This is a genomic window from Paraburkholderia sp. SOS3 (assembly GCF_001922345.1).
GTDB lineage: Bacteria > Pseudomonadota > Gammaproteobacteria > Burkholderiales > Burkholderiaceae > Paraburkholderia.
Map to the genome: position 1 here is coordinate 1,393,211 of NZ_CP018811.1, position 25,288 is coordinate 1,418,498.

The 25,288-nt window shown below is 64.0% G+C and carries 27 protein-coding genes and 1 pseudogene; 13 read left to right on the top strand and 15 right to left on the bottom strand.

Annotated elements, in window-relative coordinates; genetic code table 11:
• Positions 1-81: 81 nt before the first annotated feature.
• Positions 82-978: a LysR family transcriptional regulator gene (locus tag BTO02_RS06400; RefSeq protein WP_075156330.1), complete on the top strand. Its 897-nt coding sequence runs from the start codon at positions 82-84 to the stop codon at positions 976-978.
• A gap of 1 nt (position 979) precedes the next feature.
• Here BTO02_RS06400 and BTO02_RS06405 read toward each other — a convergent pair whose 3' ends face one another.
• The 4 genes from BTO02_RS06405 to BTO02_RS06420 form a co-directional block, all read right to left on the bottom strand.
• Positions 980-1,732, bottom strand: coding sequence for an SDR family NAD(P)-dependent oxidoreductase (locus BTO02_RS06405; protein WP_075156331.1), 753 nt, complete (start codon positions 1,730-1,732; stop codon positions 980-982).
• Between the two features lie 128 nt (positions 1,733-1,860).
• Positions 1,861-2,814: a histone deacetylase family protein gene (locus BTO02_RS06410; protein WP_075158644.1), complete on the bottom strand. Its 954-nt coding sequence runs from the start codon at positions 2,812-2,814 to the stop codon at positions 1,861-1,863.
• A gap of 218 nt (positions 2,815-3,032) precedes the next feature.
• Positions 3,033-5,159, bottom strand: coding sequence for a protein-disulfide reductase DsbD family protein (locus tag BTO02_RS06415; protein WP_075156332.1), 2,127 nt, complete (start codon positions 5,157-5,159; stop codon positions 3,033-3,035).
• A 37-nt stretch (positions 5,160-5,196) separates the two neighbouring features.
• On the bottom strand, positions 5,197-5,901 hold the full coding sequence (locus BTO02_RS06420; protein WP_075156333.1) for a DUF1223 domain-containing protein: 705 nt from the start codon (positions 5,899-5,901) through the stop codon (positions 5,197-5,199).
• Between the two features lie 187 nt (positions 5,902-6,088).
• Between BTO02_RS06420 and BTO02_RS06425 the strand changes: the two genes are divergently transcribed.
• The gene (locus BTO02_RS06425) at positions 6,089-6,994 is read left to right on the top strand and encodes a TauD/TfdA dioxygenase family protein (protein WP_075156334.1); all 906 of its coding nucleotides are present in this window, start codon (positions 6,089-6,091) and stop codon (positions 6,992-6,994) included.
• Between the two features lie 31 nt (positions 6,995-7,025).
• Here the strand turns inward: BTO02_RS06425 and BTO02_RS06430 are convergent, their stop codons facing one another.
• The 3 genes from BTO02_RS06430 to BTO02_RS06440 form a co-directional block, all read right to left on the bottom strand.
• Complete coding sequence (locus tag BTO02_RS06430) at positions 7,026-7,661, bottom strand: Vgb family protein (protein WP_075158645.1); 636 nt, start codon at positions 7,659-7,661, stop codon at positions 7,026-7,028.
• 155 nt (positions 7,662-7,816) lie between these two features.
• Entirely contained in the window at positions 7,817-9,079 is a 1,263-nt protein-coding gene (locus BTO02_RS06435; protein ID WP_083615011.1) for an MFS transporter, read from the bottom strand.
• A 337-nt stretch (positions 9,080-9,416) separates the two neighbouring features.
• Positions 9,417-10,634 carry a helix-turn-helix domain-containing protein gene (locus BTO02_RS06440; RefSeq protein ID WP_075156336.1) on the bottom strand — a complete coding sequence of 406 codons (1,218 nt, stop codon included), beginning with the start codon at positions 10,632-10,634 and terminating at the stop codon, positions 9,417-9,419.
• Between the two features lie 141 nt (positions 10,635-10,775).
• Here BTO02_RS06440 and BTO02_RS06445 point away from each other — a divergent pair, with 141 nt between their 5' ends.
• Both BTO02_RS06445 and BTO02_RS06450 read left to right on the top strand, forming a co-directional pair.
• Entirely contained in the window at positions 10,776-11,582 is an 807-nt protein-coding gene (locus BTO02_RS06445; RefSeq protein ID WP_075156337.1) for a DUF899 domain-containing protein, read from the top strand.
• Positions 11,583-11,585: 3 nt separating this feature from the next.
• Entirely contained in the window at positions 11,586-12,464 is an 879-nt protein-coding gene (locus BTO02_RS06450; RefSeq protein WP_232243471.1) for a DUF2182 domain-containing protein, read from the top strand.
• A gap of 94 nt (positions 12,465-12,558) precedes the next feature.
• Here BTO02_RS06450 and BTO02_RS06455 read toward each other — a convergent pair whose 3' ends face one another.
• The gene (locus BTO02_RS06455) at positions 12,559-12,960 is read right to left on the bottom strand and encodes a hypothetical protein (RefSeq protein WP_075156339.1); all 402 of its coding nucleotides are present in this window, start codon (positions 12,958-12,960) and stop codon (positions 12,559-12,561) included.
• Between the two features lie 363 nt (positions 12,961-13,323).
• Between BTO02_RS06455 and BTO02_RS06460 the strand changes: the two genes are divergently transcribed.
• Together BTO02_RS06460 and BTO02_RS35620 are read left to right on the top strand one after the other, a co-directional pair.
• Entirely contained in the window at positions 13,324-13,941 is a 618-nt protein-coding gene (locus BTO02_RS06460; protein ID WP_075156340.1) for a histidine phosphatase family protein, read from the top strand.
• Positions 13,942-14,551: 610 nt separating this feature from the next.
• A pseudogene (locus BTO02_RS35620) lies at positions 14,552-14,962 on the top strand (sterol desaturase family protein); the annotation flags it as partial.
• 288 nt (positions 14,963-15,250) lie between these two features.
• On the opposite strand, the gene BTO02_RS06470 reads toward BTO02_RS35620, so the two are convergent.
• The 4 genes from BTO02_RS06470 to BTO02_RS06485 form a co-directional block, all read right to left on the bottom strand.
• Positions 15,251-15,739: a cytochrome b gene (locus tag BTO02_RS06470; protein WP_075158646.1), complete on the bottom strand. Its 489-nt coding sequence runs from the start codon at positions 15,737-15,739 to the stop codon at positions 15,251-15,253.
• Between the two features lie 113 nt (positions 15,740-15,852).
• Positions 15,853-16,956, bottom strand: a complete 1,104-nt coding sequence (locus BTO02_RS06475; protein WP_075156342.1) for a catalase family peroxidase — start codon at positions 16,954-16,956, stop codon at positions 15,853-15,855.
• Positions 16,957-17,185: 229 nt separating this feature from the next.
• Positions 17,186-17,404: a tautomerase family protein gene (locus BTO02_RS06480; RefSeq protein ID WP_075156343.1), complete on the bottom strand. Its 219-nt coding sequence runs from the start codon at positions 17,402-17,404 to the stop codon at positions 17,186-17,188.
• Between the two features lie 71 nt (positions 17,405-17,475).
• Entirely contained in the window at positions 17,476-18,216 is a 741-nt protein-coding gene (locus BTO02_RS06485) for an SDR family oxidoreductase (RefSeq protein WP_075156344.1), read from the bottom strand.
• Between the two features lie 206 nt (positions 18,217-18,422).
• Here BTO02_RS06485 and BTO02_RS06490 point away from each other — a divergent pair, with 206 nt between their 5' ends.
• The 6 genes from BTO02_RS06490 to BTO02_RS06515 all read left to right on the top strand — a co-directional run bounded on the left by BTO02_RS06490 (position 18,423) and on the right by BTO02_RS06515 (position 23,580).
• On the top strand, positions 18,423-19,328 hold the full coding sequence (locus tag BTO02_RS06490; protein ID WP_075156345.1) for a LysR family transcriptional regulator: 906 nt from the start codon (positions 18,423-18,425) through the stop codon (positions 19,326-19,328).
• A gap of 126 nt (positions 19,329-19,454) precedes the next feature.
• Positions 19,455-20,408 carry a DMT family transporter gene (locus tag BTO02_RS06495; protein WP_075156346.1) on the top strand — a complete coding sequence of 318 codons (954 nt, stop codon included), beginning with the start codon at positions 19,455-19,457 and terminating at the stop codon, positions 20,406-20,408.
• A gap of 110 nt (positions 20,409-20,518) precedes the next feature.
• A complete protein-coding gene (locus BTO02_RS06500) occupies positions 20,519-21,046 on the top strand; it encodes a 2,4'-dihydroxyacetophenone dioxygenase family protein (protein WP_075156347.1) in 528 nt (175 codons plus the stop codon).
• A 95-nt stretch (positions 21,047-21,141) separates the two neighbouring features.
• Positions 21,142-22,455 (top strand): MFS transporter, encoded by a 1,314-nt coding sequence (locus BTO02_RS06505; RefSeq protein WP_075156348.1) that lies wholly within the window; start codon positions 21,142-21,144, stop codon positions 22,453-22,455.
• 10 nt (positions 22,456-22,465) lie between these two features.
• Positions 22,466-23,215 carry an SDR family NAD(P)-dependent oxidoreductase gene (locus BTO02_RS06510; protein WP_075158647.1) on the top strand — a complete coding sequence of 250 codons (750 nt, stop codon included), beginning with the start codon at positions 22,466-22,468 and terminating at the stop codon, positions 23,213-23,215.
• A 146-nt stretch (positions 23,216-23,361) separates the two neighbouring features.
• Positions 23,362-23,580 (top strand): hypothetical protein, encoded by a 219-nt coding sequence (locus tag BTO02_RS06515; RefSeq protein ID WP_075156349.1) that lies wholly within the window; start codon positions 23,362-23,364, stop codon positions 23,578-23,580.
• Positions 23,581-23,784: 204 nt separating this feature from the next.
• Here BTO02_RS06515 and BTO02_RS06520 read toward each other — a convergent pair whose 3' ends face one another.
• Entirely contained in the window at positions 23,785-24,399 is a 615-nt protein-coding gene (locus tag BTO02_RS06520) for an NIPSNAP family protein (RefSeq protein WP_075156350.1), read from the bottom strand.
• 25 nt (positions 24,400-24,424) lie between these two features.
• Entirely contained in the window at positions 24,425-24,547 is a 123-nt protein-coding gene (locus BTO02_RS35385; RefSeq protein ID WP_269668031.1) for a hypothetical protein, read from the bottom strand.
• 239 nt (positions 24,548-24,786) lie between these two features.
• On the opposite strand from BTO02_RS35385, the gene BTO02_RS06525 reads away from it, so the two are divergent.
• On the top strand, positions 24,787-24,984 hold the full coding sequence (locus BTO02_RS06525; protein ID WP_156883765.1) for a hypothetical protein: 198 nt from the start codon (positions 24,787-24,789) through the stop codon (positions 24,982-24,984).
• A 98-nt stretch (positions 24,985-25,082) separates the two neighbouring features.
• Here BTO02_RS06525 and BTO02_RS34160 read toward each other — a convergent pair whose 3' ends face one another.
• Positions 25,083-25,229 (bottom strand): hypothetical protein, encoded by a 147-nt coding sequence (locus BTO02_RS34160; protein ID WP_156883766.1) that lies wholly within the window; start codon positions 25,227-25,229, stop codon positions 25,083-25,085.
• Positions 25,230-25,288 lie beyond the last annotated feature (59 nt).

Genomic DNA, 25,288 nt, shown 5'->3' on the forward strand with positions numbered 1-25,288 from the left:
GATCAATGCAGGCAGCGTAGGCTTCCGTCAGGTATATTTGAAATGAATTGTGCAAATTCCAGGTATCAGGAAAAGCAATACATGGAAAATATTCTGCGACGTCTCGACCTCAATCTGCTTGTCACGCTCGATGTGCTGCTTGCGGAGCACAACGTCACGCGCGCGGCGCAGCGTCTGAACTTTTCGCAGCCGTCGGTCAGCATTCATCTGGCGAAACTGCGGGAGATGTTCGGCGACCCGCTGTTATTGCCGGGCCCGCGCGGCATGCGGCCGACCGCGCGTGCCTTGTCGTTGCGCGAGCCATTGCGGCAGGCGCTCGACGCGCTCGAGCGCGCGATCGCGCCCGAGCATCCGTTCGATCCGGCCGAAGCCGACCGGACCTGGCGTGTCGGTGCGGCCGACTATGGGGAAATGACGATCGTGCTGCCCGCGCTCAATGCACTGCGCACCGCGGCGCCGCACACGCGGCTCGCGGTCATGCCGCTGATTCCGGGTCGCACGGCGAAGCAGGCGGAACAGGGCGACCTCGACCTTGCATTTCACACGACCGACGACGCGCCCTCCGAATTGCGCGCGCGCCCGCTATTCAAGGAGCAATACGTGCTGGTCGGCCGTGCGGGCCATCCGAAGCTCAAACGGCGGCCCACGCTCGCGCAGTTCTGCAAGCTCGAGCATGTGATCGTTTCGCCTGGCGGCGGCGCCTTTCGCGGCGTGACCGACGATGCGCTCGCCGCGGTCGGGCTCGAGCGTCGCGTCGTGCTATCGGTGCCGCATTTTCTGGTCGTGGAGTCGGTGCTGGCCGATAGCGATCTGGTCGCGATGCTGCCGTCGCGGCTCGTGCGCCACGTCGATCGGCTGCGCGCGTTCGCGCCGCCGATCGACGTGCCTGGCTACGAAATGACGATGCTCTGGCACGAGCGCTCGCATCGCGACCCGGCGCATCGATGGTTGCGCGAGCAGATCGCGGCGTCGGTATGAATCAGGTCAGCAGCTGTCCGCCGTCGACCACCAGCGATTGGCCCGTGATCCAGCCCGCGTAGGGGCTGGCGAGAAACAGCACCGCGTGGGCGATATCGTCGGGTGTGCCGAGGCGCCCGAATGGAATGTGGCGCAACGTGCCCTCGTAGAGCTTCGGATCGGTGGTCTTGCGTTGCTCCCATGAGCCGCCCGGGAATTCGACCGAACCCGGCGCGACTGCATTCACGCGAATGCGATCGGGGGCGAGCGCCAATGCGTGAGAAGCGGTGTAGTGCGCAACGGCCGCCTTGATCGCCGCATACGACGTGGTCCGCGTGCCCGGATGAAGCGCGGCGATCGAAGTCACGTTGACGATCGCGCCGCCCGACGATTGCCGCAGGAACGGCAGCGCGGCGTGTCCGGCCCGTACGGTGGCCATGAGGTCGACGTTGAAGCCTGCCTCCCAGCCGGCCTCGCTGTCGCCGCCGCCGAAACCCGACGCGTTGTTGATAAGGATGTCGATGCCGCCGAGCGCGTCACCTGCGGCCGCGATGTATCGGCTGATCTGCTCGGCGACCGCGAGATCGCACGTCGCCGTATGAACGGGATGGCCGTGCGTGCGCAATTCGGCATCGACGGCTTTCAGACTGTCGGGATTGCGCGCGCAAACGGATACGGCGGCGCCCGATTGCGCAAATGCAAGCGCAATACCGCGGCCAATTCCGCGCGACCCGCCTGCAACGACCACGCGCTTACCGTTGAAATCGAATCCCATGAAGGTGCCCCGTGACGGTGTTTGACGAATGCATGAGTATCGCCGCAATCGCCGAACCGTGTCGGGCACTGCTTGATGCATCGCCTCATGCATCGCCTGGTGCGCAGCTTCGCGCACCTCGGGCGGCATCAAGCGGGCGCGTAGGCCTCGTGGCCCATCAACGCGAGCACATGCGCGCGCGTGCCGTTCGCGAGGCCTTCCATGCTGTAGCCGCCCTCGAGGATCGACACGACGCGGCCTTCGCAGGTCGCGTCGGCAATTTTCACGAGTTCGCGCGTGACCCAATGGAAATCGTCGTCTTCGAGGCCCAGGCCGGCGAGCGGATCGAGCCGGTGCGCGTCGAAGCCCGCGGAAATGATGATGAGTTCGGGGTCGAAATCGCGCACGGCAGGCAGCATCGCGGCGGCGATACGCGCCCGGAAATTCGCCGAATCGCAGCCCGGCGGCAGCGGCACGTTGACGATGTTATGCGCGACGCCGGTCTCCGAGGCCGCGCCCGTGCCCGGATAGAGCGGCGACTGGTGGCTCGATGCATAGAACAGCTCGGGGCGATGGAAGAACGCGGCCTGCGTGCCGTTGCCGTGATGCACGTCGAAGTCGACGACGGCGACGCGCTCGAGCTTGTGCACTTCATACGCATACGCCGCTGCGATGGCCGCCTGATTGAAGATGCAAAAGCCCATCGCGCGCGACGGTTCCGCGTGGTGGCCGCACGGGCGCGTCGCACAGAACACATTGCGCGCGTCGCCGTTGAGCACGGCGTCGACGCCCGCACACGCGGCGCCGACGCAGCGCATCACCGCGTCCCACGAACCGGGCGACATCACCGTGTCGCCGGCGTCGAGCGGCACGTAGCCCTGTTTCGGCGCGATCTCGGCCACTTCATCGACGAAGTCGCGGCTGTGCACGAGCTCGACCTGCTCGATCGTGCCGAGCGGCGCTTCGCGCCACTCGAGCGCTTCGAACTCGGGTGAACGCAGCGTGCGCAGCACGGTTTTCAGGCGCTCCGGCGATTCAGGATGACCAGGGCCCGGTTGATGGTTCAGACAGGCGTCGTGCGTGTAGATGAGGGTAGGGGACATGGGGCTGATGTCCGGGCTTGCCGGCATCATCTCCTTTGCGTGGAAGAAGTTGCGCTGGGCTGCAGCGAAGGCGGGCGGCGCTTTCCGGCGAACCGGGTGCCGTATGACGCGCCGCCGGACGTGAATCTCACGAGTGTAGGGCGGCGCGCCGGTTCAAGAATAGTTAAACAAAGTTTGGCACGCTATAGGGATTTGTTTATGGTGCGCGCACGGTCAGCTCAGGTTCCGTCCGTCGCTCCCCGTGTGCGCGGCGTGCCGCCGCCGTCGTTGCTTGCGCCATCGAGCGCCTGGAACAGCGTCGCTGTTTGCAAGAGTTCGGGAAGCAGGTGCCCTTGAGGCTGCCGCGGCCCGTAGACGACATCGAGCGGAATGCCGAAACGGCCGAAGCTTTGCACATAGCCCGCGATCTGCGGGTTATAGCGGCTCCAGTCCGCGCGCATGCGCACGACGTTGTTGCTCGCGAGACGGCTGCGCACGGGCGCCGTATCGAGCACGGCGAGCTCATTGACCTTGCACGTCAGGCACCAGCTCGCGGTTACGTCCACCAATACCGTTTTACCGCTGGCGACGAGCGGGGCGATCGCATTCGGATCGAATGCCTGCCATTCGCCCGGCTTGTCGGTGCGCGCCGGCGCGATCGATACCGGCACGCTCGCAAGCGCGATCGTGCCGACGGCCAGCACGGCAGTCGCGATGCCCGACCAGCGGTTCGCACGTGCGCCCTGAGCGGCCGATACGAACCCGCGCAGGCCGAGCAGCCCCGTCAGCATGACCGCCACAATCGCGGCGATCGTTGCGCCTGCAACCTTCAGCAACGAGGCAAGCAGCCAGATCGAGGTACCGAGCAGCAGCAATCCCATGACCTGGCGCAGGCGCACCATCCACGCGCCGGGCCGCGGCAGCCATCTGGCGAGCGCGGGCACGACTGCGAGGACGATAAACGGCAGCGCCATGCCAATGCCGAGCGCGGCCAGCACGGCGACGATGTCGATCGGATTGCGGGCCAGCGCGAAGCCGACGACGGTGCCGACGAACGGTGCGGAGCAGGGCGTGGCGAGCAGCGTGGCCAGCATGCCGGAAACGAACGCTTCGACAAGCGGCGCGCGTTGCGCGTTGCCTGCGCCGAATCGCGCGAATACCTGCGGCAGACCGATCGGCAGCCAGTCGAAGAAGCTTGCCGCGAAGAGCGTCGTCATGACCGCCATGCCGGCGAGAAACCACGGCTGCTGGAACTGGATGCCCCAGCCGAGCGTCGCGCCGGCGAGCTTCAATGCCGAGAGCGCGGCGGCGAGCAGCAGGAACGAGACGACGATGCCCGATGCCGTTGCGAGCGCGACGCGCCGTGCGGCCGCGCGTTCGGCGCCGGCCGATTTCACGAGCGAAAACACCTTGATCGACAGCACGGGCAGCACGCAGGGCATGAAGTTCAGCACGAGGCCGCCAAGCAGCGCAAGCGCGAGGATCAGGGCGATGTTTTGCGTTCCGCCTGGCGGTGTCGAAGCGGACGGCCCCGCGAACGTCGCGGCACGCGCGCCATCGACGACCGTCAACTGCAGCGGTGCGTGAACGGTTGCCTGCGGGTCCGGGCGCGGCAGATCGACGTCGAGCTGTGCGCGATGTCCTTGATCGGACAGCTGCACGCGCGGTGCGGCGGGCAGACCTGCGCCTGCGCCTTCGACGAACAGATCGGGCGACTGGAACGCGGCGCCGGCGCTGCGCAGTTCGACCCTGAGGTGTTCACCGGTCTTCGTCGGTTCGAGGTCGTTGCGCACGACGCTGATGCCCGCTTGCGCCGCCGTTGCGGGCACGCTGCGTGCCGCGGCCGCAATGGCCGCTGCTTCGGCGGATGCGGCGCCGGTACCGGTACCGGCCGGTAACGTCAGGCTGAGTTCCGCATGTTCGGGAACGCAGACGTTCGAGCAGGTCGCGTAATCGATGGTCAGTGCAAGATGTGTCGGTTGGTCTGGATGGGCCAGCCGGATTTTTACCGGCAGGATGAAGTCGCCGGTGTAGACGCTGTTTTGCAGGCCGGCGATCACGAGCCGCGACGGCGCGGGCCAGGAGACCGTTGTGCCCGCAACGTTTTGCGAAGCGGACCAGTTGAAGATGGGCGCAATGCCGGCATCGCCGGGCGTGCGCCAGTAGCCGTGCCATCCGGCCGGATAGCGGAATTCGACGCCCGCATCGAGCGTATCGCCGTGCACGCTGTCGGTCGCGGTGACGATGCGCACGGCGGCGCGCTGATCGCCGGTCCAATCGGTAGCTGCGGCGCGGGCGGCAAGCGGCGCCGCGCCGGCGAGCGCGGCGAGCACGCATGCTGCGCCGATACGGGCGAATCGAAGCATTGCTCTCTCCTTCGTCGATGGCTTTCGGGGGCCTGCGTTACGGCTCGTTCGACACGCGTGCGGCGCCGACGATACGTCCGTCGGGCGCTTCGAGCAGCACCGCGGTTTTTTCCCCGGTGGGTGCGGCAGGCGTGAACGTGGCGGCCTTGCCCGACCATTGCCCGATCGGCTCGTAGGAGCGGACGATATTCGATTCCGTCAGCGTGCGGCCGCTGTTTTCGCCGCGCCCGACCGGCGTCACATGCTGCGGGTCGTAGCCGACGAGCACGACGCGTGCGTTGCCGACACCGCTGCCGACGCTGACGGTGATCGCGTTACCTTTGCGAACACCGGTTACCGTCGCAGCGGTCGATCCGGCGTCCTTGGCCTCGCGAAAGGCCACTTCCGCCGCCGAGCGGTCGGAGCCGACGAACCCGACCGTGCCGTCGACGACCATCTCGGGCGTATACGAGCCGTCACCGAAGCGGTGGGCGTAGGCCGCTTGCCGTTCGGTCGCGATGTCGAGTGAATACGGGTCTTTCCAGCCGAGGTTGTTCCAGTAAGTCACATGAAATGCGAGCGGCAGCAGATCGTCGCGTTTCTGGCTCAGATCGGACAGGAATGCGTCGGCGGGCGGGCACGACGAACAGCCTTCGGATGTGAACAGTTCGACGACGACGGGGCGCGGCGCGGGGGCCGAAGTCGCGGCGGCGGCCGGCAAGGCGGCAAGCAGGGCAAGGGATGCAAGCAGACGACGGTACATGATCGGACTCCAGGAAAAGGTTGCGTCATGTGTTGGTCGTCGTGCGGGCGTGGGAATGACAGGGTGGGGTGAAAAAGTTTGGGCCCCGCCTTATGACATTGACGTATAAACGTATCCCTTTTGCTTCGTTGACGCACAGCAACATGCGGCCGTAGATTCACGGTTTTCCTTCGACGGAACCTCTTTCGTGTCCACTCCCGCTTTTGCCGCGGAGTCTGCGAATCCATCCGCCCGGCTTCAGCAGGACTTCGACATCGTTGCGTTCGACGCGCCGCTCGGCGCCGAAGTGATCGGCCTCGATCTTTCGCAACCGCTTTCCGGCGACGACTTCGCGCGCATTCACCGTGCGCATCTCGACTATCACGTGCTCGTGTTCCGCGACCAGCGCATCACGCCCGACGAACACGTTGCGTTCAGCCGCCGCTTCGGCCCGCTGCAAAACCACGTGCTGCGCCAGTTTGCATTGCCCGGTCATCCCGAAGTGCTGATCGTGTCGAACATCGTCGAGAACGGCAAACCGATCGGGCTCGGCGATGCGGGCCACTTCTGGCATTCGGACCTGTCGTACAAGGAAAAGCCGAGCATGGGCTCGCTGCTGCATGCACAGGAGCTGCCGGCGCAAGGCGGCGATACGCTGTTCGCGAACATGCATGCGGCCTATGACACGCTGCCCGCGCATCTGCGCAAAGCGGTGGAAGGCTTGCGCGCCGAGCACACGTATCTCGCGCGCTATGCGGAACTGCAGGCGCGTAGCCCGTGGCGCCCGAACCTTACGCCTGAACAGATCGCCGAAGTGAAGCCGGTCGTGCATCCGGTGGTGCGCACGCACCCGGAGACGGGCCGCAAGGCGATTTTCGTCAGCGAGCACTTCACGACGCGCATCGTCGGCATGCCCGAAGACGAAAGCCGTGCGCTGCTCGACGAACTCTTTGCGCACAGCGTGCGGGCCGAGCATTTATATCGCCATCAATGGCGCGCGCACGATATCGTGTTCTGGGACAACCGCTCGCTGATGCATCTCGCGGCAGGCACGCCCGATCACCTGCGTCGCAAGATGTATCGAACGACGATCGAAGGCGACGTGCCGTTCTGATCGAGCCGGTGCGCTGAACCGCGGGCGGCGCTTACTTGCCGGGTTTGCGCACCGCCCGCACCTTGCCGCTCGCACCGCCTCCGCAGTAAAACAGATCGGCGCCGTTCGATTCGAGGCCCGACACACCGGTTCCCTGCGGCATCTCGAGTTTTTCGCGCACCTCGCCCGTTTGCGCATCGATATGCCGCAATTCACTTTCGTCGCCTTCCCAGGTGCCGTGCCATAGCTCGTCGCCGACCCATGTGACGCCTGTCACGAAGCGGTTCGATTCGATCGTGCGCAGAACCGCGCCCGTTTGCGGATCGATCTGATGGATCTTGCGTTCGCGATACACGCCGACCCACAGCGTGCCTTCGGCCCACGTGAGTCCCGAATCGCCGCCGTTGCCCGGCGCCGGTATCGTCGCGAGCACGCGGCCCGTTTGCGGATCGATCTTCTGGATGCGGCTGTCCGCGATCTGGAACAGGTGACGGCCGTCGAATGCGGTGCCCGCATCGGCGGCGACATCGATCGAACGCAGCGTATTGCCGCTCGCCGGATCGAATGCCTTGAGCGTTTCGCCGGCGGCGATCCAGACGCGTTTGCCGTCATAGCTGACGCCGTGCACCTTGTCGACCCCGGGGAAGGGACCGTATTCGTGAACCACTTCGGCGGGCGATCGTTTCATGGCGGGCTCCTCCTGTGTCGTGTGACCGGCGCGGATCGTCGATGCATGCATCGTAGCCGCCCGGCCGCACAGCAGGGGAGTAACAAGACCGTCGTGAATCGCGATTCGGCGCGCGGCTCAGGCGATTCGCGATTGCACGGTTTGCGCGCGGCGCCTCAAACGTCCCGCTTATGCACCCAGTAATTGAGTCCCGCACACAGCACGAGCAGGGTGCCGGTGACGAAGAACACCTGATGCAGGCCCACATGCGCGCCGATCTGTCCGCCGACGAGCGGACCGATCACCTGGCCGGAGAATTGCGCCGATTGCAGATAGCCGAGCGTCTTGCCCGAATGGCTTTCGTCGACGAGGTGCCGCACCATCTTCGCGATCGACGGCAACAGGCCCGCGATCGTCATGCCCATCAGGCCGCGCAGCAGCGCGAGTTGCCACCATTGTGTGACGAATGCCTGCGGCAGCATGACGAGGCCGGTTACGGCGAGGCAGCCGATGATCACGTTCCAGCTGCCGATGCGATCGGCGAGCGCGCCCAGACGCGGCGCGGTCAGCATGCTGCCGAACGCGGATGCCGCCATGATGATGCCGGCCATGCGCGCAAGATGTTCGTGCGGCACGCCGAGCTGGCCGACGTACACGGTGATGATCGGCTCGATCGACATATTCGCGAACAGCACCATCATCGCGGTGACGAGCAGCACGCCGATCATCGTCCGATGCGCGGCGGGGCGGTGCGCGTCGGCGCCGCTCGCGCGCGGCTTCGTATCGGCGTGGCGATCGAAGTCTTCGCGGACGAGGAAAATCGTCGCGGCGGCGGCGACCGCGATCATTGCGCCGCCGACGAAAAACGTGCCGCGAATGCCGACGAGGTCGGGCAGAAAGCCGCCGACGAGCGGCCCGATCAGATTGCCGGACAAGGCGCCCGTCGATAGCACGCCGAGCGCCCAGCCGGCGCGTTCGCGCGGCGCCTGCGTGCCGATCATCACGATCGATGCGGACGCGTAGCCGCCGACGAGCCCGGCGATGAGGCGCAGCGTGACGAGCTCGGCCACGCTATGTGCGACGCCGATCAGCGACATCACGACGGCCATGCCGATCGCGGCACGCACGAGCATCGGTTTGCGACCGAAGCGGTCCGCGAGACGCCCCCAGACCGGCGCGGTGATCGCGGTGCCGAAAAAGGTCGCGCCGAACGCCACGCCCGACCACTGGACGACCTCGGCCGGCGACTTCACGCCGAGCTGCGCGACGTAGAGCGGCAGAAACGGCAGCAGCATGGAGAGGCTCACCAGCGTGGTGAACGAGCCGAAGACGCAGACGGCGAGATTGCGCTTCCAGTACGACTGGTTGCGTACGACATAACTGGCGGGTTCGGGCTGCGCGACGGTTGCCTGCTTGATGGTGTTCACGGAAAGAGCCATTGGACCCTCATGTTGGTGTGCGACTTCCGACGGTTCGCAACGTGCGGCGACATCCGCCGTTTAATCACATCAATGAGTGCTTGTCACGCGCTTGCATCGCGTTCGACGCAATGACGACCAACGTAGGATAGGTGTAAACACGTATCTTAAAAAATGAATTGATGTGATTTTGAGTATCTCTATTTGAGATGACAAAGAATGCCGTCATGGCGGGGCGCGCACCTTCCTCTGCAGGCTGGAGCGGTGTGTGGAGCGGCTAGCTCATCTGACACGGCCCCAAGATCGCAAGGATCGCCAATCAGCCGAGGCAACAACGACCTGTCCGCTTCCAGCGGCACTACCCCTCCGCCAACACCGGCAACAACAACATCGCCGAAATCCCCGTCCCACCCGGCGTCATCCAGCGCCGCGCGCGTCCCTGCCCGAACCACTGCACCTTGCCTGCCTGCGCAAGCTGCTCGAGCGCGCGCTGCACGGTCCGTTGGCTCGCGCCAGACGCGAGCGCGAGCGCTGAACTCGACCACGATTCGCCGTCGGACAGAAACGCGAGCATCGCCGCGTGCTCCCCCTCGACTGGCTGCGCAAGCACTATCACCTCGCGCGACGCGCGCGGCGCCAGCACGAAGCCACGCTGCGTCGCCTGAATGCCGGCGAGCGCGCGTAGCATCGAGCGCAACCGTCCAAGTTCGACGCGCAGCCGTGCGCGATGCGTTTCGTCCGCGTGCTTTGTGCGAAAGGCGTGCGCAATGAGCACATCGCGTGGCACATCGGCGGGCCACGCTTGTGCAAGCGTGCGTGCAAGCGTGAACAGCACCGGCCGCCGCGCAAGGCGCACCGCTGTATTCGGATCGCGCACCACGTAACGGCACGCATCGACGACGAGCGCGGCCGAGTTCAGCACCGTTTCGACTTCGTCGAGTATCAGCAGCCTTTCTTCGCCGCGCGCGATCTGCCGCGCCGCGGGTGCCTCGAGCAGGCGCGTCGCGCTTTCGACTTCAGCGCTCAGCGCGGCAATGCCTGCTTCGCGCGCAGCGTGCCGGGCGCGCGCAAGCGCCGCGAGCGCCGGCTCGCTCTGCAGCCGCCGCATCGCAATGCCCGCGGCCACCAGTTCGTGCGCCGCACGGAGAGCCGGCGGCAAGGCGGCTGGAGCGAGCGCGCGAAGCGCTCGCTCCGCATCGTGCAGGCGCCCGATCAGCAGCAGCCGCCGCGCGGCCAGATATCTCCCATGCGCGGCATTCACGCGATCGCCGTGCGCATCGAGCGTCGCGCACGCCGCGTCGAGCGCTTTCGTCGGCCAGTGCAGATCGCGCGACGCGAGCGCGATCTCCGCCTCGGCCACCACGCAGCGCGCCCGCGCGACGGTTTCCCTCGCGCCGAATGCGCGTGCTGCGCTGCGCACAAGCACGCGTGCGCGCGCGAACTCGCCGAGCTGCGCCATCGCGATGCCGCGCAGCGCCAGCGCCGGCGCGTCGTCGCGCAACGCAACACGGTTGAGCGCGCCGAGCGGGTCGCCTGCGGCGAGCGCGCGCGCCGCCGACGTGATCAGCGAATCCATTTATGCGAATCCCGACACACTTGTCACTCCCTCCATCGCGGCTGCGCGCATTAGTCTGGCATCACGACATCGACACCGCACCGGTTCCGCTGTTTCGTTAGCCGAACATCTGTCGAAGGATACCTAAAGGAGGAACGCAAAATGACGACGCATGCAACCGGAACGCGCGATCAATGGCTCGCGGCCCGCCTCGAACTGCTCGAAGCGGAAAAGGAATACACGCGGCGCGGCGACGAACTTGCGCAGCGCCGACAGGCGCTGCCATGGGTGCGCATCGACAAGACTTACCGCTTCGACACCGATGAAGGAACCGTCACGCTGCCCGAGCTTTTCAAAGGGCGTTCGCAATTGATCGTGTATCACTTCATGTTTGGGCCCGACTACAAGGCGGGCTGTCCGTCCTGCTCGGCCGTCGCCGATGGCTTCGACGGCATCGCGGTCCATCTCGCGCATCACGACGTGATGCTGACCGCCGTGTCGCGCGCGCCGCTCGAGAAATTGCACGCCTACCGGCAGCGCATGGGCTGGTCGTTCCCATGGGCCTCGTCGCTCGATAGCGACTTCAACTTCGACTTCAACGTGTCGTTCACCGCGCAGCAGCAGCGCTTGGGAACGGTCGAGTACAACTACGAACGCGGCGGCCATGCGATGGACGTCACGCCGCCGCCCGCACCTGTCGCCGAATTCGCCGCGCGCTGCGGCACCGATGCGGCGACTTACTCGCTCGACCGGCCCGGCGTCAGCACTTTCGTGCTCGAGGATGGCGTGGTCTATCACGCGTACTCGACCTATGCGCGCGGCGTCGACGGCGTGTGGGGCATGTACCAGTGGCTCGACCGCGCGCCGAAAGGCCGCAACGAAACGGGCGTCTGGTGGCGCAGGCATGACGAATATGGCAAGCACGACACGCGCGATAAACATGGGGATCAGGGCAGAGCGGTGCGGTGAATCGTGAACGTTGTCCGCACAACCGATGTGGCTCCGCGTGAACAGCATGCCGCCGCTTCGGTTTCCACCTCTGCTTCGCGGCGCCTGTTCTTCGGTGTGTCTGCGTTGCTGTTTATCGCGAGCGCGGCGCTGACGGCGATCGTCTGCGTCTCGATGTCCGCGATGGGCGATATGCCGATGCCCGGCGGCTGGTCGATGTCGATGACATGGTCGCGGATGTGCGGGCAGACGTGGCCGCGTGCAGCCGCATCGTTTCTCGGCATGTGGATCGTGATGATGGCCGCGATGATGCTGCCCTCGCTTGCGCCGACGTTGTGGCGCTATCACGAGTCGGCCCTCCGTCCCGGACAGTCACGCGCGGGGCATTTGACCGCTTGCGCCGGCGCGGGCTACTTCGTTGTCTGGGTTGTGCTCGGGGCAGCCGTGTTTCCTCCCGGTGCTGCTCTTGCCGCGCTCGCCATGCAGTGGCCCGCGTTTGCGCGCAGCGTTCCGGTGATGACCGGCGCGCTTGTGCTGCTCGCCGGCATGCTGCAGCTCAGTTCGTGGAAGGCGCGTCATCTTGCGTGCGGTCGCGATCGGTTTGATTGCGTCGTGCAGCGCAGACATGCGTTAGCTGCCGCCCATGTCCATGCGTGGCGCGACGGATTGCGCCACGGTGTTCACTGCGCCTGCTGCTGCGCAGGCTTGACAGCGGCTCTTCTCGCCGTCGGCATGATGGACCTGCGCGCAATGGCGGCGGTCACGGCGGCAATTACCGCGGAACGGGTCGCACCAAACGGCGAGCGCGTCGCACGCGCGATCGGCGCGATTGTCGTGATGATCGGGCTATCGATGCTTGCGCGTGCGTTGGGAGTTGCTGCGGCCACGGCCTGGCCGCAGTAGCCTCTTCGCGTCTTTACGCCCTGCGCCGCGGCGGCACCCGACACCGCAACCGATGCCCGTCGCATCACACGCGCGTCGCGCGTCGCGTATCGCATCAATACCGCCACCATCCCGGTCCCCATGGGCCCCAATCCCACGCGGCCTGTTCGTTCATCTGCGCGGTCATCTGCTGCTCGCGCGCGAGGTTGGCCTCGAACTGCTGTTTGCGATACGTATTCCATGCGGTCTGGTCGCCGATATAAAGGCATCCGCACGCATACGGGTCCGCATAAAGGAACACGACCTTATCGCTCTGGATTTTCTGTACGACCTTATTGGGCGGCAAGGACTGCAATTCCTGCCGGCGTTCAGGCGTGTTGGCCGGAAGTATCGTGAAGCCCGCGGCCGCGAGCATGTCGTCCTTTGCGCTCGCGCGTTCCTGCGGCGACGCACACGCGGCAAGCAGCACGCCGCAACCTAGCACTGCAATGGTCGTTCTGATCGAATCCAGCCGCATGATGCTCTCCTTGCCGACGTGTTGAAACCTCGTTATTGGATGCTCAAGCGCAACGACACGCGCTCGTCCCGATTACCGGACGCATTGACATCGACGACCCGCTGCTTCTCCTGGGCCTCGCAGCGCTCGTAGACGTTATACCTTCCCGCGGGCGGTTTCACCAGCCTGTACGGCCCGCGCATATCGCCGAAGAGCGACTCGTTTCATATCCGCGCCAATGCCGGTCAGGCGTTCGCCGGCGTAGAGGCGGCGATCTTGCCGCTGACATAGAATCAAACACCGCGAGATTACCTCTTGAACCTGCTTGCACCGTTTTCCAGAGCGTACGGTGCGCAAACGAGCCATGAATCAGGGAGTCTGACGATGAACACCGCTGCTGAGCACGAACAGGAGTCGGGCGGTCGCCGCGAAATCTGGCTGATCCGTCACGGCGAAACGGAGTGGAGCCGCAACGGCAATCACACCGGGCGCACCGATATTCCGCTGACCGAACACGGGCGCGACCAGGCGCGCGCGCTCGCGCCGCTGCTTCTCGACATGCATTTCGATTCGGTGTGGTCGAGCCCGCGCGCACGCGCGCTTGACACCTGTCATCTCGCGGGGCTCGGCGAGCGCGTCCAGGTGGAACCGGACCTGCGCGAGTGGGACTACGGCATCTACGAAGGACGCACGACCAAAGAGATTCGCGAAAGCGTGCCCGACTGGACCGTCTGGCATTCGCCGATTCCGCAAGGCGAGAGCGCCGAACAGGTGCAGGCGCGCGCAAACGCGCTGATCGAACGCCTGCTGGCGATGCCGGGACGCACTGCGCTTTTTTCGCATTCGCATTTTCTGCGCTCGCTGGCTGGGTGCTGGGTGGCGAATTCAATCCGGTTCGGCGCGCATCTGTATCTGGACACGGCGTCGGTCAGCATTCTCGGTTTCGAGCGCGATATTCGCGCAATACGGCAGTGGAATCGGCTGCCGTCGTCGGTCGGCTGACACGGACCGACGTCTTTCTCTTTTCTTCCGCCTTTCGACCGCTCCGCACTTCCGGTACTTCCCGCGCCTCGATGCGATTACCGAGCCCATACCGCTGCCGCGGTCGCATAGATCGCGACGACGGCGCGGGCGGTCGCCGCCTGCCGGAAAACTTATGTCGCCGTATGTCATAGCGGCGACGCCCTATCCGCGAGAACGCCCCGGCGCTTGAGCGCCCGGAGTCATGACACACCTCGACATAGTTTGTCGATGGTTTTTAACCGCCTCGCTTTCTAAAGTGCCTGCGTGGGACGCGACGGTGCGCACGCAACGATTGAGCCAGCCGACGCGATTTTTCCCGGCCCTGAAACTGTTCGCTCTCTCTACGATCATGGCACCTACTCTCAAGCTCACCTATATCGTCCCGATGATCTTCGTCGGCATTTCGCTCGTCGAAGCGTTCGTGCTGAAATGGCGGCACCAACACCGCGGCGGCGAGCGGTTCGACTGGAACGAAATGCGACTGTCGCTGCTCGATATGGTCGGCCGAAAACTGATCGACCTTGTGCCGCTCTCGCTCGCGGCGCCGATGCTCGCATTCGCATGGCGTCACCGCGTCCATACGGTGGCGATGCATTCGGTACCGACGCTGCTGCTCGTATTTCTCGCGCAGGAATTCTGCTACTACTGGTACCACCGCACGGCGCACCGTGTACGTCTGATGTGGGCGACGCATGCGGTTCACCATTCGCCGAACCAGCTGACGCTCGCCACCGCCTATCGGCTTGGCTGGACGACGAATTTCTCCGGCATGGGCCTCTTCTTCATGCCGCTCGTCTGGCTCGGCGTCCAGCCGCATATCGCGATGTTCGTGCTGTCGATCAACCTCTGGTACCAGTTCTGGATTCACAATACGTGGACGCCGAAGCTCGGCTTGCTCGAATACGTGTTCAACACGCCGTCCGCGCACCGCGTGCATCATGCGTCGAATCTCGAGTATCTCGATGCGAACTACGGCGGTGTACTGATCATTTTCGACCGGCTGTTCGGCACATACGTGGCCGAGCGAAAAGACCTGCCGTGCCGCTATGGGCTCGTCACGCCGACCCGCACGAGCAACCCGCTCGTCGTCGAATTCGAACACTGGGCGACGCTCGCGCGCGACGTCGTATCGGCGAGAAATTCCGGCATTGCGCTGAACCATATCTTCCGGCCGCCGGGCTGGCTGCCCGACGGCAATGGCGAAACCACCGAAGATATGCGCCGCAGGGCAGCGGAGCAGGCGAAAAGCGAGGCGCGCGCACGAGCCGTCAGGCGCGGTACGGAGATCCTACGAATCGCCGCCGCCGGCCATGCTCTCGAACACGCCGTCGCGGCGAACCCACGCATGCATCAGCGCGGCGGCCATATGCCCCAGTATCAGCAGAAAGAACGCATAGCCAAGCAATCCGTGCGCACGACGCAGCTGACCGTAGACGACGATATCGTGCGGCAGGATCGGCGGCAGCTCGAAACCCTTCCACATGATGACCGGGTAACCGCCCGCGGACTGCATCGCCCAGCCGATCAGCGGCATCGCGATCATCAATGCATAGAGCACGTAGTGTGAGGCCTTTGCCACGACTGCCTGCAGCACCGGCAAATCGGCGGGCAGCGGCGGCGGCCGGTGCGTGAGCCGCACGCCAAGCCGGATCAGCGCGAGAATCAGAATCGCGATGCCGAGCGGCCGGTGCCATGCGAGCAATTGCGGGTAGCGCTCGCTGACGGTCGACACCATTCCGGCGCCGACATAGAGCATCGCCAGAATCAGGATCGCCATCAGCCAGTGCAGGATGCGCGCGGGCAGCACGAAGCGCTCGCCTTCGAAGCGGCGCACGGGAGCAGGCCTGGTGACAGGCGTCGAAGCCTGCTGCGAGACGTTGTTCGGCGAGTTCATTGTGCGGCCCCTCCGTTTTGCTGCAGTTCGAGCGTGATGGCATCGGGACGCGGACCTTCGGCCGCGCGCCGCCTGAACGAGGCCGAGTAGGCGGCCGAGCGCGCGGGCAGCAACGGATCTTCGGAACCGGCGACGCCCTTTGGCAGAATCAGCGGATCGTAGTTGTAGTCGCGGCAGTGGCCTTCTTCTTCCGTTGCGATCTGATCGAATACGAGGGTGCCCGCATCGATGCGCTGATGGTCCGGACTCCATTCGATCGTTGCGTTGTCGGTCTGGTCGCCGGGATTGGCCGGGATCAGGATCATGTGCCACTTCACCGGACCGTTGTGAACACGCTGCAGCAGATCGTTGAACAGGAAGTTCGGCCCGAGCGCGCCGGCCTTGCTCTTGTCGAGCGCCATGAACGGCTGCTCGGGTTCGAACTGCCAGCGCACATAGCGGATCGTTCCCGTGCCGGTCTTGAAGCGAAACGCATTGATGCTGTGATACGTGCCGTTCGCGAAGCTCGACGGCATCGGCGTCTTGCCCATGTAGTCGAGGAATCGCCGCGTTTCCGGATGCGTCGACAAAAACGCCTTCATCTTCTCCGGGTCGGGCTGATGCGTTTGCGGATCGGGCTTCGACGCAACCTGCAGCGCAATGAAGTCGGCCGGGTTCGATACGACGAAAATCGGCGTCTGGTCGAGCGCCATGCGCCATTCTTCGCCGTCGGGCAACTGGAAGCGCAAGCCGAGCCCGTGAAAGATCTGATCGGCGTCGTTGCTGGTCGGCACCGCGCTGCTGGTGTTGAAGCGGCCGATTACGGGCACCGAGCCCTGCGCGAACAGCGCGGCACTCGACAGCACCGTGCCCGCGCCGTTCGAGTCGAAGTGGCCGCTTACGCAGATGCCTTTCGCGTGTGCGCGTCTAAAGCCTGGGTAGATCCTGCCCGTGTTGAATTGAAGGATGTTGACGAGTGTTGCGCCGCTCGTGCGGTTTGGCGTGAGCCACCCGCCCGTCCATGCGAACAGCAGCAGCAGGACGACGACGATCAGCGCAATGGCGGCTAAAGCCGGTAGAGGATGAGGGTTAGGCTTGCGCGACGGACCTGGAGACGACATTGAGCGACCTCCGTGAGAGCGTATTGGGGGAAGGCAATCCGCCGGCGCAAGCGTGCACCAAACAGGCATCAGCAGGCACAAGCAGGGCAAGCAGCACCGGACTACTGGCCGTCGGACCTTCGGGCCGCCGGATGGAGCGCCAGTATGCTGCTTTCACATTTCTAGCATGTTCCGATAGCACGGCCAATTTTCTGTTTGTGCGGCAACGTGCGATTCTGGTCTGCCGCGTCTACTCCTTTCTCGCCGGCTTGCCCATTTTTGCGAGCGTCAGCGTTTGGTCGGCGCGGCCCCAGCCGCCATCGGCGACTTCCTCGACGAGCACCATCGAGTAAGGGCGGACCTGTTCGCCGAAGTATTCGACGAACATCGCGGTCGTGCGATGGATGATTTCTTCCTTGCGGGCGGCGTCGACAATACCTTCCGGGAATTTGAAATTGGCAAACGGCATGATGCTCTCCTTGGGTGGTGGTGCTGATGGAATAAGTACGACGCGTGAATAGGGCTACGGCGTGACCGTGCTCATGCGTAGCCGCCGTTCACGCGCACGACCTGCGCGTTGACCCAGGCGCCGTCGGGGCCTGCGAGAAACGATACGGCCGATGCGATCTCGTCGGGCTTGCCGATCCGTTCGAGCGGCGCGAGTTTCGCGAGGTGGTCGATCAGTTCCTTTGACTTGCCTTCGAGAAACAGGTCGGTGCCGACGGGGCCGGGTGCGATCGCATTGACGGTGATTGCGCGTCCGCGCAATTCGTTCGCAAGCACCGGCACCAGCGATTCGACGGCGGCCTTGCTCGCGATATAGGGCCCATAGCCGGGAAACGACTTCGCGATCACGCTCGAGGACAGCACGATGATCCGGCCGCCGTCGCCGAGCTGAGCGGCCGCCTGCGCCATTACGTTGAATGCGCCGCGCAGATTCGTCGCGATCGTCTTGTCCAGCATGTCGAGGTTATCGACCTCGATTCTCGCCATCGGCATGATGCCGGCGCTATTGACCACGACGTCGATGCGCCCGAACTCGTGCGTCGTCTGCCTGAAGAGGCGCGCGACGTCATGCGGATCGCCGACGTCGCCTTGTATGGCGATTGCCGTGCCGCCGACCGTCCGGATCGCGTGGACCGATTCTTCCGCCTTGTCGTGGTTGCTTGCGTAGTGGATTGCGATGATGAAGCCGTCCGCGGCGAGGCGCATTGCGATTGCCTGACCGATGCCACGTGAGCCGCCCGTGACGATCGCTACTTTTTGGTTGCCGTTGTCCATGCGTGTGCTCCTCGAATGATTGAGATGGCGTCTTGTCGAAGGGCATTGTTGTCATTTAACCAGTCGAGATAAATGGCTGACGATTGGCAATTGAATTCAATAAGACTCAATAAACTTGCCGGAAAGAACCGGATAAAATTCCATGAATGTGATAAATAGGCGTCTAACGAGCGCTTTCATTCCAAAGGACTGAATAAACACCGCCCATGGACCGACTCGACGCACTGCAGCTCTTTACCCGGATCGTCGAAGTGCAAAGCTTCAGCCGCGCCGCGGATATGCTCGACATTCCGCGCGCAACCGCCACCTATGCGATCAAGGAACTCGAGTCGCGGCTCGGCACGCGGCTGCTCGAGCGGACCACGCGGCAGGTGCGGCCGACGCTCGACGGCCAGGCGTTCTACGAGCGCTGCGTTCAGGTGCTCAGCGAACTCGACGACGCGGAAGCGTCGTTGCGCCATGTCGCATCGAACCCGCGCGGCGTATTGCGCGTCGATATGCATGGCACGCATGCGACGCGCATCGTGCTTGCGCGCATCGATGAATTCCGCAGCCGCTATCCGAATGTCGAACTTGTCGTCAGTAGCGGCGACCGCCTCGTCGATCTCGTGCGCGAGGGCGTCGACTGCGTGATCCGAGCGGGCAATCCGCGCGACTCGAGCCTCGTTGCACGGCGCCTCGCATCGATGCCGCAGCTCATCTGCGCGAGTCCCGACTATCTGGCCCGGCACGGTACGCCTGAGCATCCCGAAGAGCTTGCCGGGCACCAGGCGGTGCGCTTCTTTGCGAGTGGCGGCGGGTCCGACTATCCGCTCGAGCTGACCGTCGACGGCGCGCTTCGCGCGTATGCGATCGGCGGCTGGATGTCCGTCAACGACGCCGAGAACTATGTGGTCTGTGCGGTGCGCGGCTGCGGGCTGATTCAGGTGCCGCGTTTTCATGTCGAGGACGAACTGCGCGACGGACGTCTCGTCGAAGTGCTGGCGCGATGGACGAGCCGCGAAATGGTCGTGTCCGCGATGTATCCGTACCGGCGGCAACTGTCGCCGCGCGTGCGCGTGTTTGTCGACTGGCTTTGCGAACTGTACGCGCAGAAGTTCGGTTCGGTCTGAACGCTTGAGCTCGCTGCGCCGCATATCGCGTTACTTGTGCAGAAGCTTTATGCTTCGAGTCTGCTTGATAAGACAGCAGCGGACACAACAGACCCGGCGCAAACCGGCATACAGGCACCTGCAAGTATGAGAAAACCGATCGACGGATTCGCCGCAACAGTGATGGTCGTGCTGTGCCTCGCGTGGGGCCTGCAACAGGTCGCGATCAAGGCGGTCATTGCGGACGTTTCGCCGATGCTGCAGGTTGCGGTGCGTTGCGGCATCGCAGCGCTGCTCGTCTGGGTGTTCAGTCGCCTCGTTGCGCGCGAACGCTGGCTGCCTGGCATTGCGTTGCGCTCGGGCCTCGTGGCAGGCATCCTCTTTGCGCTCGAATTCCTGTTTATCGCCGAAGGACTGCGCCGCACGAATGCATCGCATATGGCGGTGCTGATCTATACCGCGCCGATGTTCGCGGCCGTCGGCCTGCATTTGCGGATTCCCGACGAACGCTTGACGTTGCTGCAATGGATTGGCATCGCGCTCGCATTCGCAGGCCTTGCGATCGCGTTTCTTGCGCCGGCGCTTGTCGCGTCGGTATTCGGCGGCGGCGACGCGAGTCCCGTAGCGCACGACTGGCTGCTCGGCGACTTCATCGGTCTATGCGCGGGTGCATCGTGGGGACTCACGACCGTGGTGATTCGAACCACCCGTTTGAGCGAGGCGCCGGCTGCGCAGACGCTGTTCTGGCAGCTCGCAGTCGCGTTCGTCCTGTTGCTGCCGTTCGCGTTCGCGACAGGCGATACGCACTTCCGCAGCACCGCCCTCGTATGGGGAAGCCTTGCATTCCAGTCCGTCGTCATCTCGTTCCTGAGCTACCTCACGTGGTTCTGGCTGTTGCGCAAGTACTTCGCCGCGAAGCTTGGCGTGCTGTCGTTCCTGACGCCGATCTTCGGCGTCGCGCTCGGCATCCTGCTGCTGCATGAGCACGTGTCGATCGCCTTCATGATCGGCTCGGTGTTCGTGCTGCTCGGACTGATCGTGGTGAACGGGCAAGCGTGGCTGCGCCAGGTGTTCATGCGCGATGCGCGTCGCGTAACTTGACACAGCGCGCGAACGGGTCAACCATCCATTCATAAGAAAGATAAAGGACACACCGCTCACAATCTGGACACCGCTGCGCAACATGTGCAGCGAACGATCAAGGAGACGCGATGCCGGCCCCCGCCAAAGACGCAGCCGCAATGACGCCTTATCAGCTTCCGAATCCGCGCGAAGCGTTGCGCGAAATCGTCGTCGATTCCGCTATTCCTCAGGATGAGCGTCTGTGGGTGCCGCAGGCCGAAAATGTCTGGTTCCGTCCACTGTGCCTCAATGTCTCGTCGGGCTACTGGATGAACCTGCTGCGCGTGCGCAAATCCGGCGTGCTGAGCCGCCATCGTCATCCGCAGGCGGTGCACGGTTTCGTGCTCAAAGGCCGCTGGCTTTATCTCGAACACGACTGGGTTGCCAACGAAGGCAGCTACGTATTCGAGCCGCCCGGCGAAACGCATACGCTTTATGTGCCTGAAGACGTCGAGGAGATGATCACGTATTTTCAGGTGAACGGCGTCATGTACTACTGCGATCCGCACGGCCATTACACGGGCTACGAGGACGTGTTCACGAAGCTCGACATGTGCCGTGCGCATTATCAGAAGGTCGGCCTCGGCGCGGATTATGTCGACCAGTTCATCCGCTGACCGCATGGCCCGCGACGCAAAGCCCGCGACGTGAGCTCCGACATGAGCGCATTACCCGCACAGACTCGCAAGAGCAATCAGGGGGAGACAAAGCAATGCAAGCAAAGACGCCGCGTCTTAGGCGCATTCAATGGATTGCCGTCACGTTTCTGACGCTCGCCGGCATCGTCAACTATCTCGATCGCAGCACGCTGTCCATTGCCAATCATTCGGTCAGCGGCGAACTGGGATTGAGCGCATCGCAAATGGGCCTGCTTTTGTCGGCATTTTCGTTTGCGTATGCGTTTTCGCAGTTACCGGTCGGTGCGCTGCTCGACCGTTTCGGCGCGCGGCTGATGCTCGGCCTCGGCATGTTCGTCTGGTCGTGCGCGCAACTGTGCGGCGGTCTCGTGCATACGCTACCGCAGTTTCTGGCGGCGCGTATCGCACTCGGCATCGGCGAGGCGCCGCAATTTCCGGCCGGTGCGAAAGTCGTCAGCGAATGGTATGCGCTGCGCGAACGGGGCCGGCCAACGGGCATTTTCACGACATCGTCGACCATTGGTCCTGCGCTGGCGCCGCCGATTCTCACGGTGCTGCTGCTCGGATTCGGCTGGCGCTGGATGTTCGTCGTGATGGGCGTGCTCGGCATCGCCGTCGCGATCGGCTGGTATCTGGTCTATCGGAACCGCGCCGAGGTCACGCTCGACTCGCATGAAGTGCGGCACCTGACAGAAGAGGAGCCGCTTGCACGCGCCGAGCGCAGGATGACCTTCGCCGAATGGCGCGGCCTGTTCGGCAAGGCGACCACCTGGGGCATGATCTTCGGCTTTATGGGCGTGATCTACATGGTATGGCTGTATCTGACATGGCTGCCCGCCTATCTCGAGCACGAGCGGCATCTGACGATCGCGAAGACCGGCTGGATCGTGTCGATTCCGTATCTGTTCGGCACACTCGGCATGCTGTCGAGCGGGTTTATCGCCGATGGTCTGATGGCGCGCGGTATGGCGCCGATGCGCAGCCGCAAGTGGCCGATCTGCACCGGGCTCATCGGCGCGGCTGCGTTTACCGTGCCCGCGGCCTATACGCCGAACCTCACGCTTGCGCTCGTCTACCTGTGCGCCGCGATGTACTTCGTCAATCTCGCGAGCGGCGCCGCGTGGGCGCTCGTTAGCGTGTCCGCGCCGCGGCATCTCGTTGCGTCGCTCGGCAGCATCCAGAACTTCGGCGGTTATTTCGGCGGGTCGTTTGCGCCATTCGTCACCGGCATCGTGGTCGATCGAACGCATTCGTTCGTCGATGCGTTTCTGATCAGCGCGGCCGTGTCGTTTGCGGCGGCGCTCGTTTATATGTTCGTGGTGCGCGTGCCGATTGCCGATACGGTCGAACATGATCCGGCAGCCGGTGCGCGGGTCACTCATTCGTGAAAACAGCATCATGAACGCAGCGTTTGCAACGACGTTTCTACCGGACCTGTTCGCGGGCAAGACGGTCGTCGTCACCGGCGGCACGCAGGGCATCGGGGCCGGAGTCGCGCGGCAGTTCGCGGCGCTCGGCGCGCGCGTGATCGCAGCCGCGCTCGCGCCGACCGATCGGCAGGGCGATGCGCTTGCCGCGGACGGCATCGAAACCGCCGCACTCGATGTGTCGTCGCGGCAGAACGTCGATGCGCTCTTCAATGCGATGGCGTCGCTCGACGTGCTCGTGAACTGCGCCGGCGTGATCCGGCGCGGCGACGAACTCGACCCGGACGTGTTCGCGCAGGTGCTCGACGTGAACCTGACCGGCACCATGCGTGCCTGCACCGCCGCCCGGCCGCTGTTGCGCGCAAGCGCGGGCGCAATCGTCAATACCGCTTCGATGCTCAGCTATTTCGGCGGCGGCCTCGTGCCGGGCTACAGCGCGAGCAAAGGCGGCGTCGCGCAATTGACGCGTTCGCTCGCGATTGCCTATGCGGCAGACCACATTCGTGTCAATGCGGTTGCGCCCGGCTGGATCGCCACGCCGCTCACGCAGACGCTGCAGGACGACGATACGCGCTCGCAGGCAATACTCGATCGCACGCCGCTCAAACGCTGGGGCACGCCTGACGATATCGGTCCGGTCGTCGCCTTTCTCTGTTCGCCGGCCGCGTCGTTCATCACGGGAACGGTGTTGCCGGTCGACGGCGGCTATCTTGCCGTCTAGCGTGCGATCCGTTATGCAAAACTCGTTGTGCGTGCATCTAATAACGTGCGCATGACCACACGCTTAAGCCTTCCTTAAGGTTGGGATTGCTAGCCTGCGTGAGTTGACCCGGGCGTGGAGGACACCCGGCAACTCACGGAGCGCCGATGAATCCAACGGATCAGATCATTGAAGGGGATATTGCTCATCTCGAGCAGGTAGTGCGGATGTTGTCCGTGGCGTACCGCGTCGACCTCGGCTATTGGGAGCGCCGTGTCGCAGCCTTAAGAGCGCAGGCCACAATGCGAAGCCATCTCGAACGCCTCGATCAGATCGCTATGCGCATCAGCAGGATTCGCAGCGGCATGCCGCCCGAAACGGACTGATCGCATTACGATCGCAGTGTGGTCCTGAGGTGATCAGGACACGCCATCGTTTCGCCTGAATCCACCCCCGTGCAATGCACGCACTCCGCTGCGCTTCCCGACGATAGCATGGCGGATGCATCAAAGCGCGTGCGTGAGAGCTTCGCCGTTCCGGAAGCGTTCGCCGGTGGAATGTGTGTTTCGTCGCACTGAGCGCGTGAGGCTTCAGCGCAGCGGCGACCATGGTTCAGGCAAGCAGATCGTCGATGTCGCATGCTCGATCTGCTCAGGTCCGCCCTCGGGCGGCCAGAGTCCTTCGGCATAGTGGCGCCGTCTTAAGGACATGCGTTCTTCGAGACTCGCGAATCCCCAGATGTGCGCAATGCGAGGCGGTCCGTCGAGCGCATACATATTGGCCACGAGGTGGGACGTGTAGGCGCGGGCCGGACCGATGGCGCGCTCCCACGCGGCCATGGTCGGCGCGATGCCTCCCGGCTTTAGCCAATAGCGGCGAATTTCGTAGAATTCGCCGAACGCCGCAGGCTCGATCCCGGGCAGAAACGGAAACATTGCATAGCTTTCCATGCTCAATTGGACATGGTCGTTTCTGATATCGAACGGCCATGTGCTTTTCAATGCGCGATCGCGTTCATGCTGCAATTGATGGGCGGCTTCGAATCCGCGCAAAACGACAATGCGCGACAGTTCGCCGATCTCCGTACGCCATGCGCCCAGCAGGCGGCCTGTTGCGTCGGCATTCGTTAGCCAGCGATGCGCGCCCGCGGACACGGTGTCTTGCTCCAGAAGCGAACACGATAGTGTTGCCAGCTCATACAGCATGTCACATCTCCGTTGGTGCATGGGTTCAATGGTAAGTCGTCTTTGACGACTGCAGCTTCGGGAACACGCCGCCTTTAAAGCGGAACCGACCTTGCGAGCCTTGCATCACGACCTGGTCGCCTTGCCAGAATACGCGCTCGACCGTCATGCGTTATCCGAGCGCTGCCCACGTGGAGGTACATGAAGCAGGTGGCTGCAAGTGCGGAAAGGAAGGGGCATTTCATGTTTTTTCTGCAGTTTGCGGAGTACATATAAACATTTTCCTGCATTCCGCGCTCCCGGACATGCGCACGTACGACACCGCCGGCCTGCGGCTCTAGTTCCGAATGGGTATGTCGCTAGGCCATGAGTCTCATATCGCGAAACCAATGAGCGATGGACCGGTCGATGGGCTCACCCTACGATGGTTGGGCTCATGCGTGCGACGTCTTGGTTACACGGATCGGCTTTGAAGACCTCGACGCGCTGGCGAAGCGCGATGGGATCAAAGACCCTGCGCTGATTGGCCAGATGAAGGCGGCGGTCGAGGAGATTGTCCGCAAGTCGGCAAGTGTGTACCAGCGACCTGTGGATAACGCGCATTAACGCGCCTTAAGGCACCTTGAGGTGCACTGGGGTGCAGTAAAGCTCGCTTGCGTCGGACGTCGCGAGCGGGGCGTTTGACGTTCGGTCTGTCTCGGGTCTTACACGGATCCCGCCGCGACAGCGGTATCGTATGCAGGCCCGGGCGCGAACTGCGATGCGCTGAGCGCCGCGGTTGCTGCGACGAGTGCAAGGGCGGCGAGACTAGCGCCGCCGACCAGCAGCGACGCGGTCAAGGTTCTTCTCATGATAGTGCTCCATTGCACATAGCGGGCGCATGCACCGCCAGCCGACGATGCATGCGTTA

Coding starts and splice junctions, on each gene's coding strand:
- BTO02_RS06400 (WP_075156330.1), top strand. CDS start 82: ATGGAAAATATTCTGCGACGTCTCGACCTCAATCTGCTTGTCACGCTC.
- BTO02_RS06405 (WP_075156331.1), bottom strand. CDS start 1,732: ATGGGATTCGATTTCAACGGTAAGCGCGTGGTCGTTGCAGGCGGGTCG.
- BTO02_RS06410 (WP_075158644.1), bottom strand. CDS start 2,814: ATGTCCCCTACCCTCATCTACACGCACGACGCCTGTCTGAACCATCAA.
- BTO02_RS06415 (WP_075156332.1), bottom strand. CDS start 5,159: ATGCTTCGATTCGCCCGTATCGGCGCAGCATGCGTGCTCGCCGCGCTC.
- BTO02_RS06420 (WP_075156333.1), bottom strand. CDS start 5,901: ATGTACCGTCGTCTGCTTGCATCCCTTGCCCTGCTTGCCGCCTTGCCG.
- BTO02_RS06430 (WP_075158645.1), bottom strand. CDS start 7,661: ATGAAACGATCGCCCGCCGAAGTGGTTCACGAATACGGTCCCTTCCCC.
- BTO02_RS06435 (WP_083615011.1), bottom strand. CDS start 9,079: ATGGCTCTTTCCGTGAACACCATCAAGCAGGCAACCGTCGCGCAGCCC.
- BTO02_RS06440 (WP_075156336.1), bottom strand. CDS start 10,634: ATGGATTCGCTGATCACGTCGGCGGCGCGCGCGCTCGCCGCAGGCGAC.
- BTO02_RS06445 (WP_075156337.1), top strand. CDS start 10,776: ATGACGACGCATGCAACCGGAACGCGCGATCAATGGCTCGCGGCCCGC.
- BTO02_RS06455 (WP_075156339.1), bottom strand. CDS start 12,960: ATGCGGCTGGATTCGATCAGAACGACCATTGCAGTGCTAGGTTGCGGC.
- BTO02_RS06460 (WP_075156340.1), top strand. CDS start 13,324: ATGAACACCGCTGCTGAGCACGAACAGGAGTCGGGCGGTCGCCGCGAA.
- BTO02_RS06470 (WP_075158646.1), bottom strand. CDS start 15,739: ATGGCGATCCTGATTCTGGCGATGCTCTATGTCGGCGCCGGAATGGTG.
- BTO02_RS06475 (WP_075156342.1), bottom strand. CDS start 16,956: ATGTCGTCTCCAGGTCCGTCGCGCAAGCCTAACCCTCATCCTCTACCG.
- BTO02_RS06480 (WP_075156343.1), bottom strand. CDS start 17,404: ATGCCGTTTGCCAATTTCAAATTCCCGGAAGGTATTGTCGACGCCGCC.
- BTO02_RS06485 (WP_075156344.1), bottom strand. CDS start 18,216: ATGGACAACGGCAACCAAAAAGTAGCGATCGTCACGGGCGGCTCACGT.
- BTO02_RS06490 (WP_075156345.1), top strand. CDS start 18,423: ATGGACCGACTCGACGCACTGCAGCTCTTTACCCGGATCGTCGAAGTG.
- BTO02_RS06495 (WP_075156346.1), top strand. CDS start 19,455: ATGAGAAAACCGATCGACGGATTCGCCGCAACAGTGATGGTCGTGCTG.
- BTO02_RS06500 (WP_075156347.1), top strand. CDS start 20,519: ATGCCGGCCCCCGCCAAAGACGCAGCCGCAATGACGCCTTATCAGCTT.
- BTO02_RS06505 (WP_075156348.1), top strand. CDS start 21,142: ATGCAAGCAAAGACGCCGCGTCTTAGGCGCATTCAATGGATTGCCGTC.
- BTO02_RS06510 (WP_075158647.1), top strand. CDS start 22,466: ATGAACGCAGCGTTTGCAACGACGTTTCTACCGGACCTGTTCGCGGGC.
- BTO02_RS06515 (WP_075156349.1), top strand. CDS start 23,362: ATGAATCCAACGGATCAGATCATTGAAGGGGATATTGCTCATCTCGAG.
- BTO02_RS06520 (WP_075156350.1), bottom strand. CDS start 24,399: ATGCTGTATGAGCTGGCAACACTATCGTGTTCGCTTCTGGAGCAAGAC.
- BTO02_RS35385 (WP_269668031.1), bottom strand. CDS start 24,547: ATGACGGTCGAGCGCGTATTCTGGCAAGGCGACCAGGTCGTGATGCAA.
- BTO02_RS06525 (WP_156883765.1), top strand. CDS start 24,787: ATGGGCTCACCCTACGATGGTTGGGCTCATGCGTGCGACGTCTTGGTT.
- BTO02_RS34160 (WP_156883766.1), bottom strand. CDS start 25,229: ATGAGAAGAACCTTGACCGCGTCGCTGCTGGTCGGCGGCGCTAGTCTC.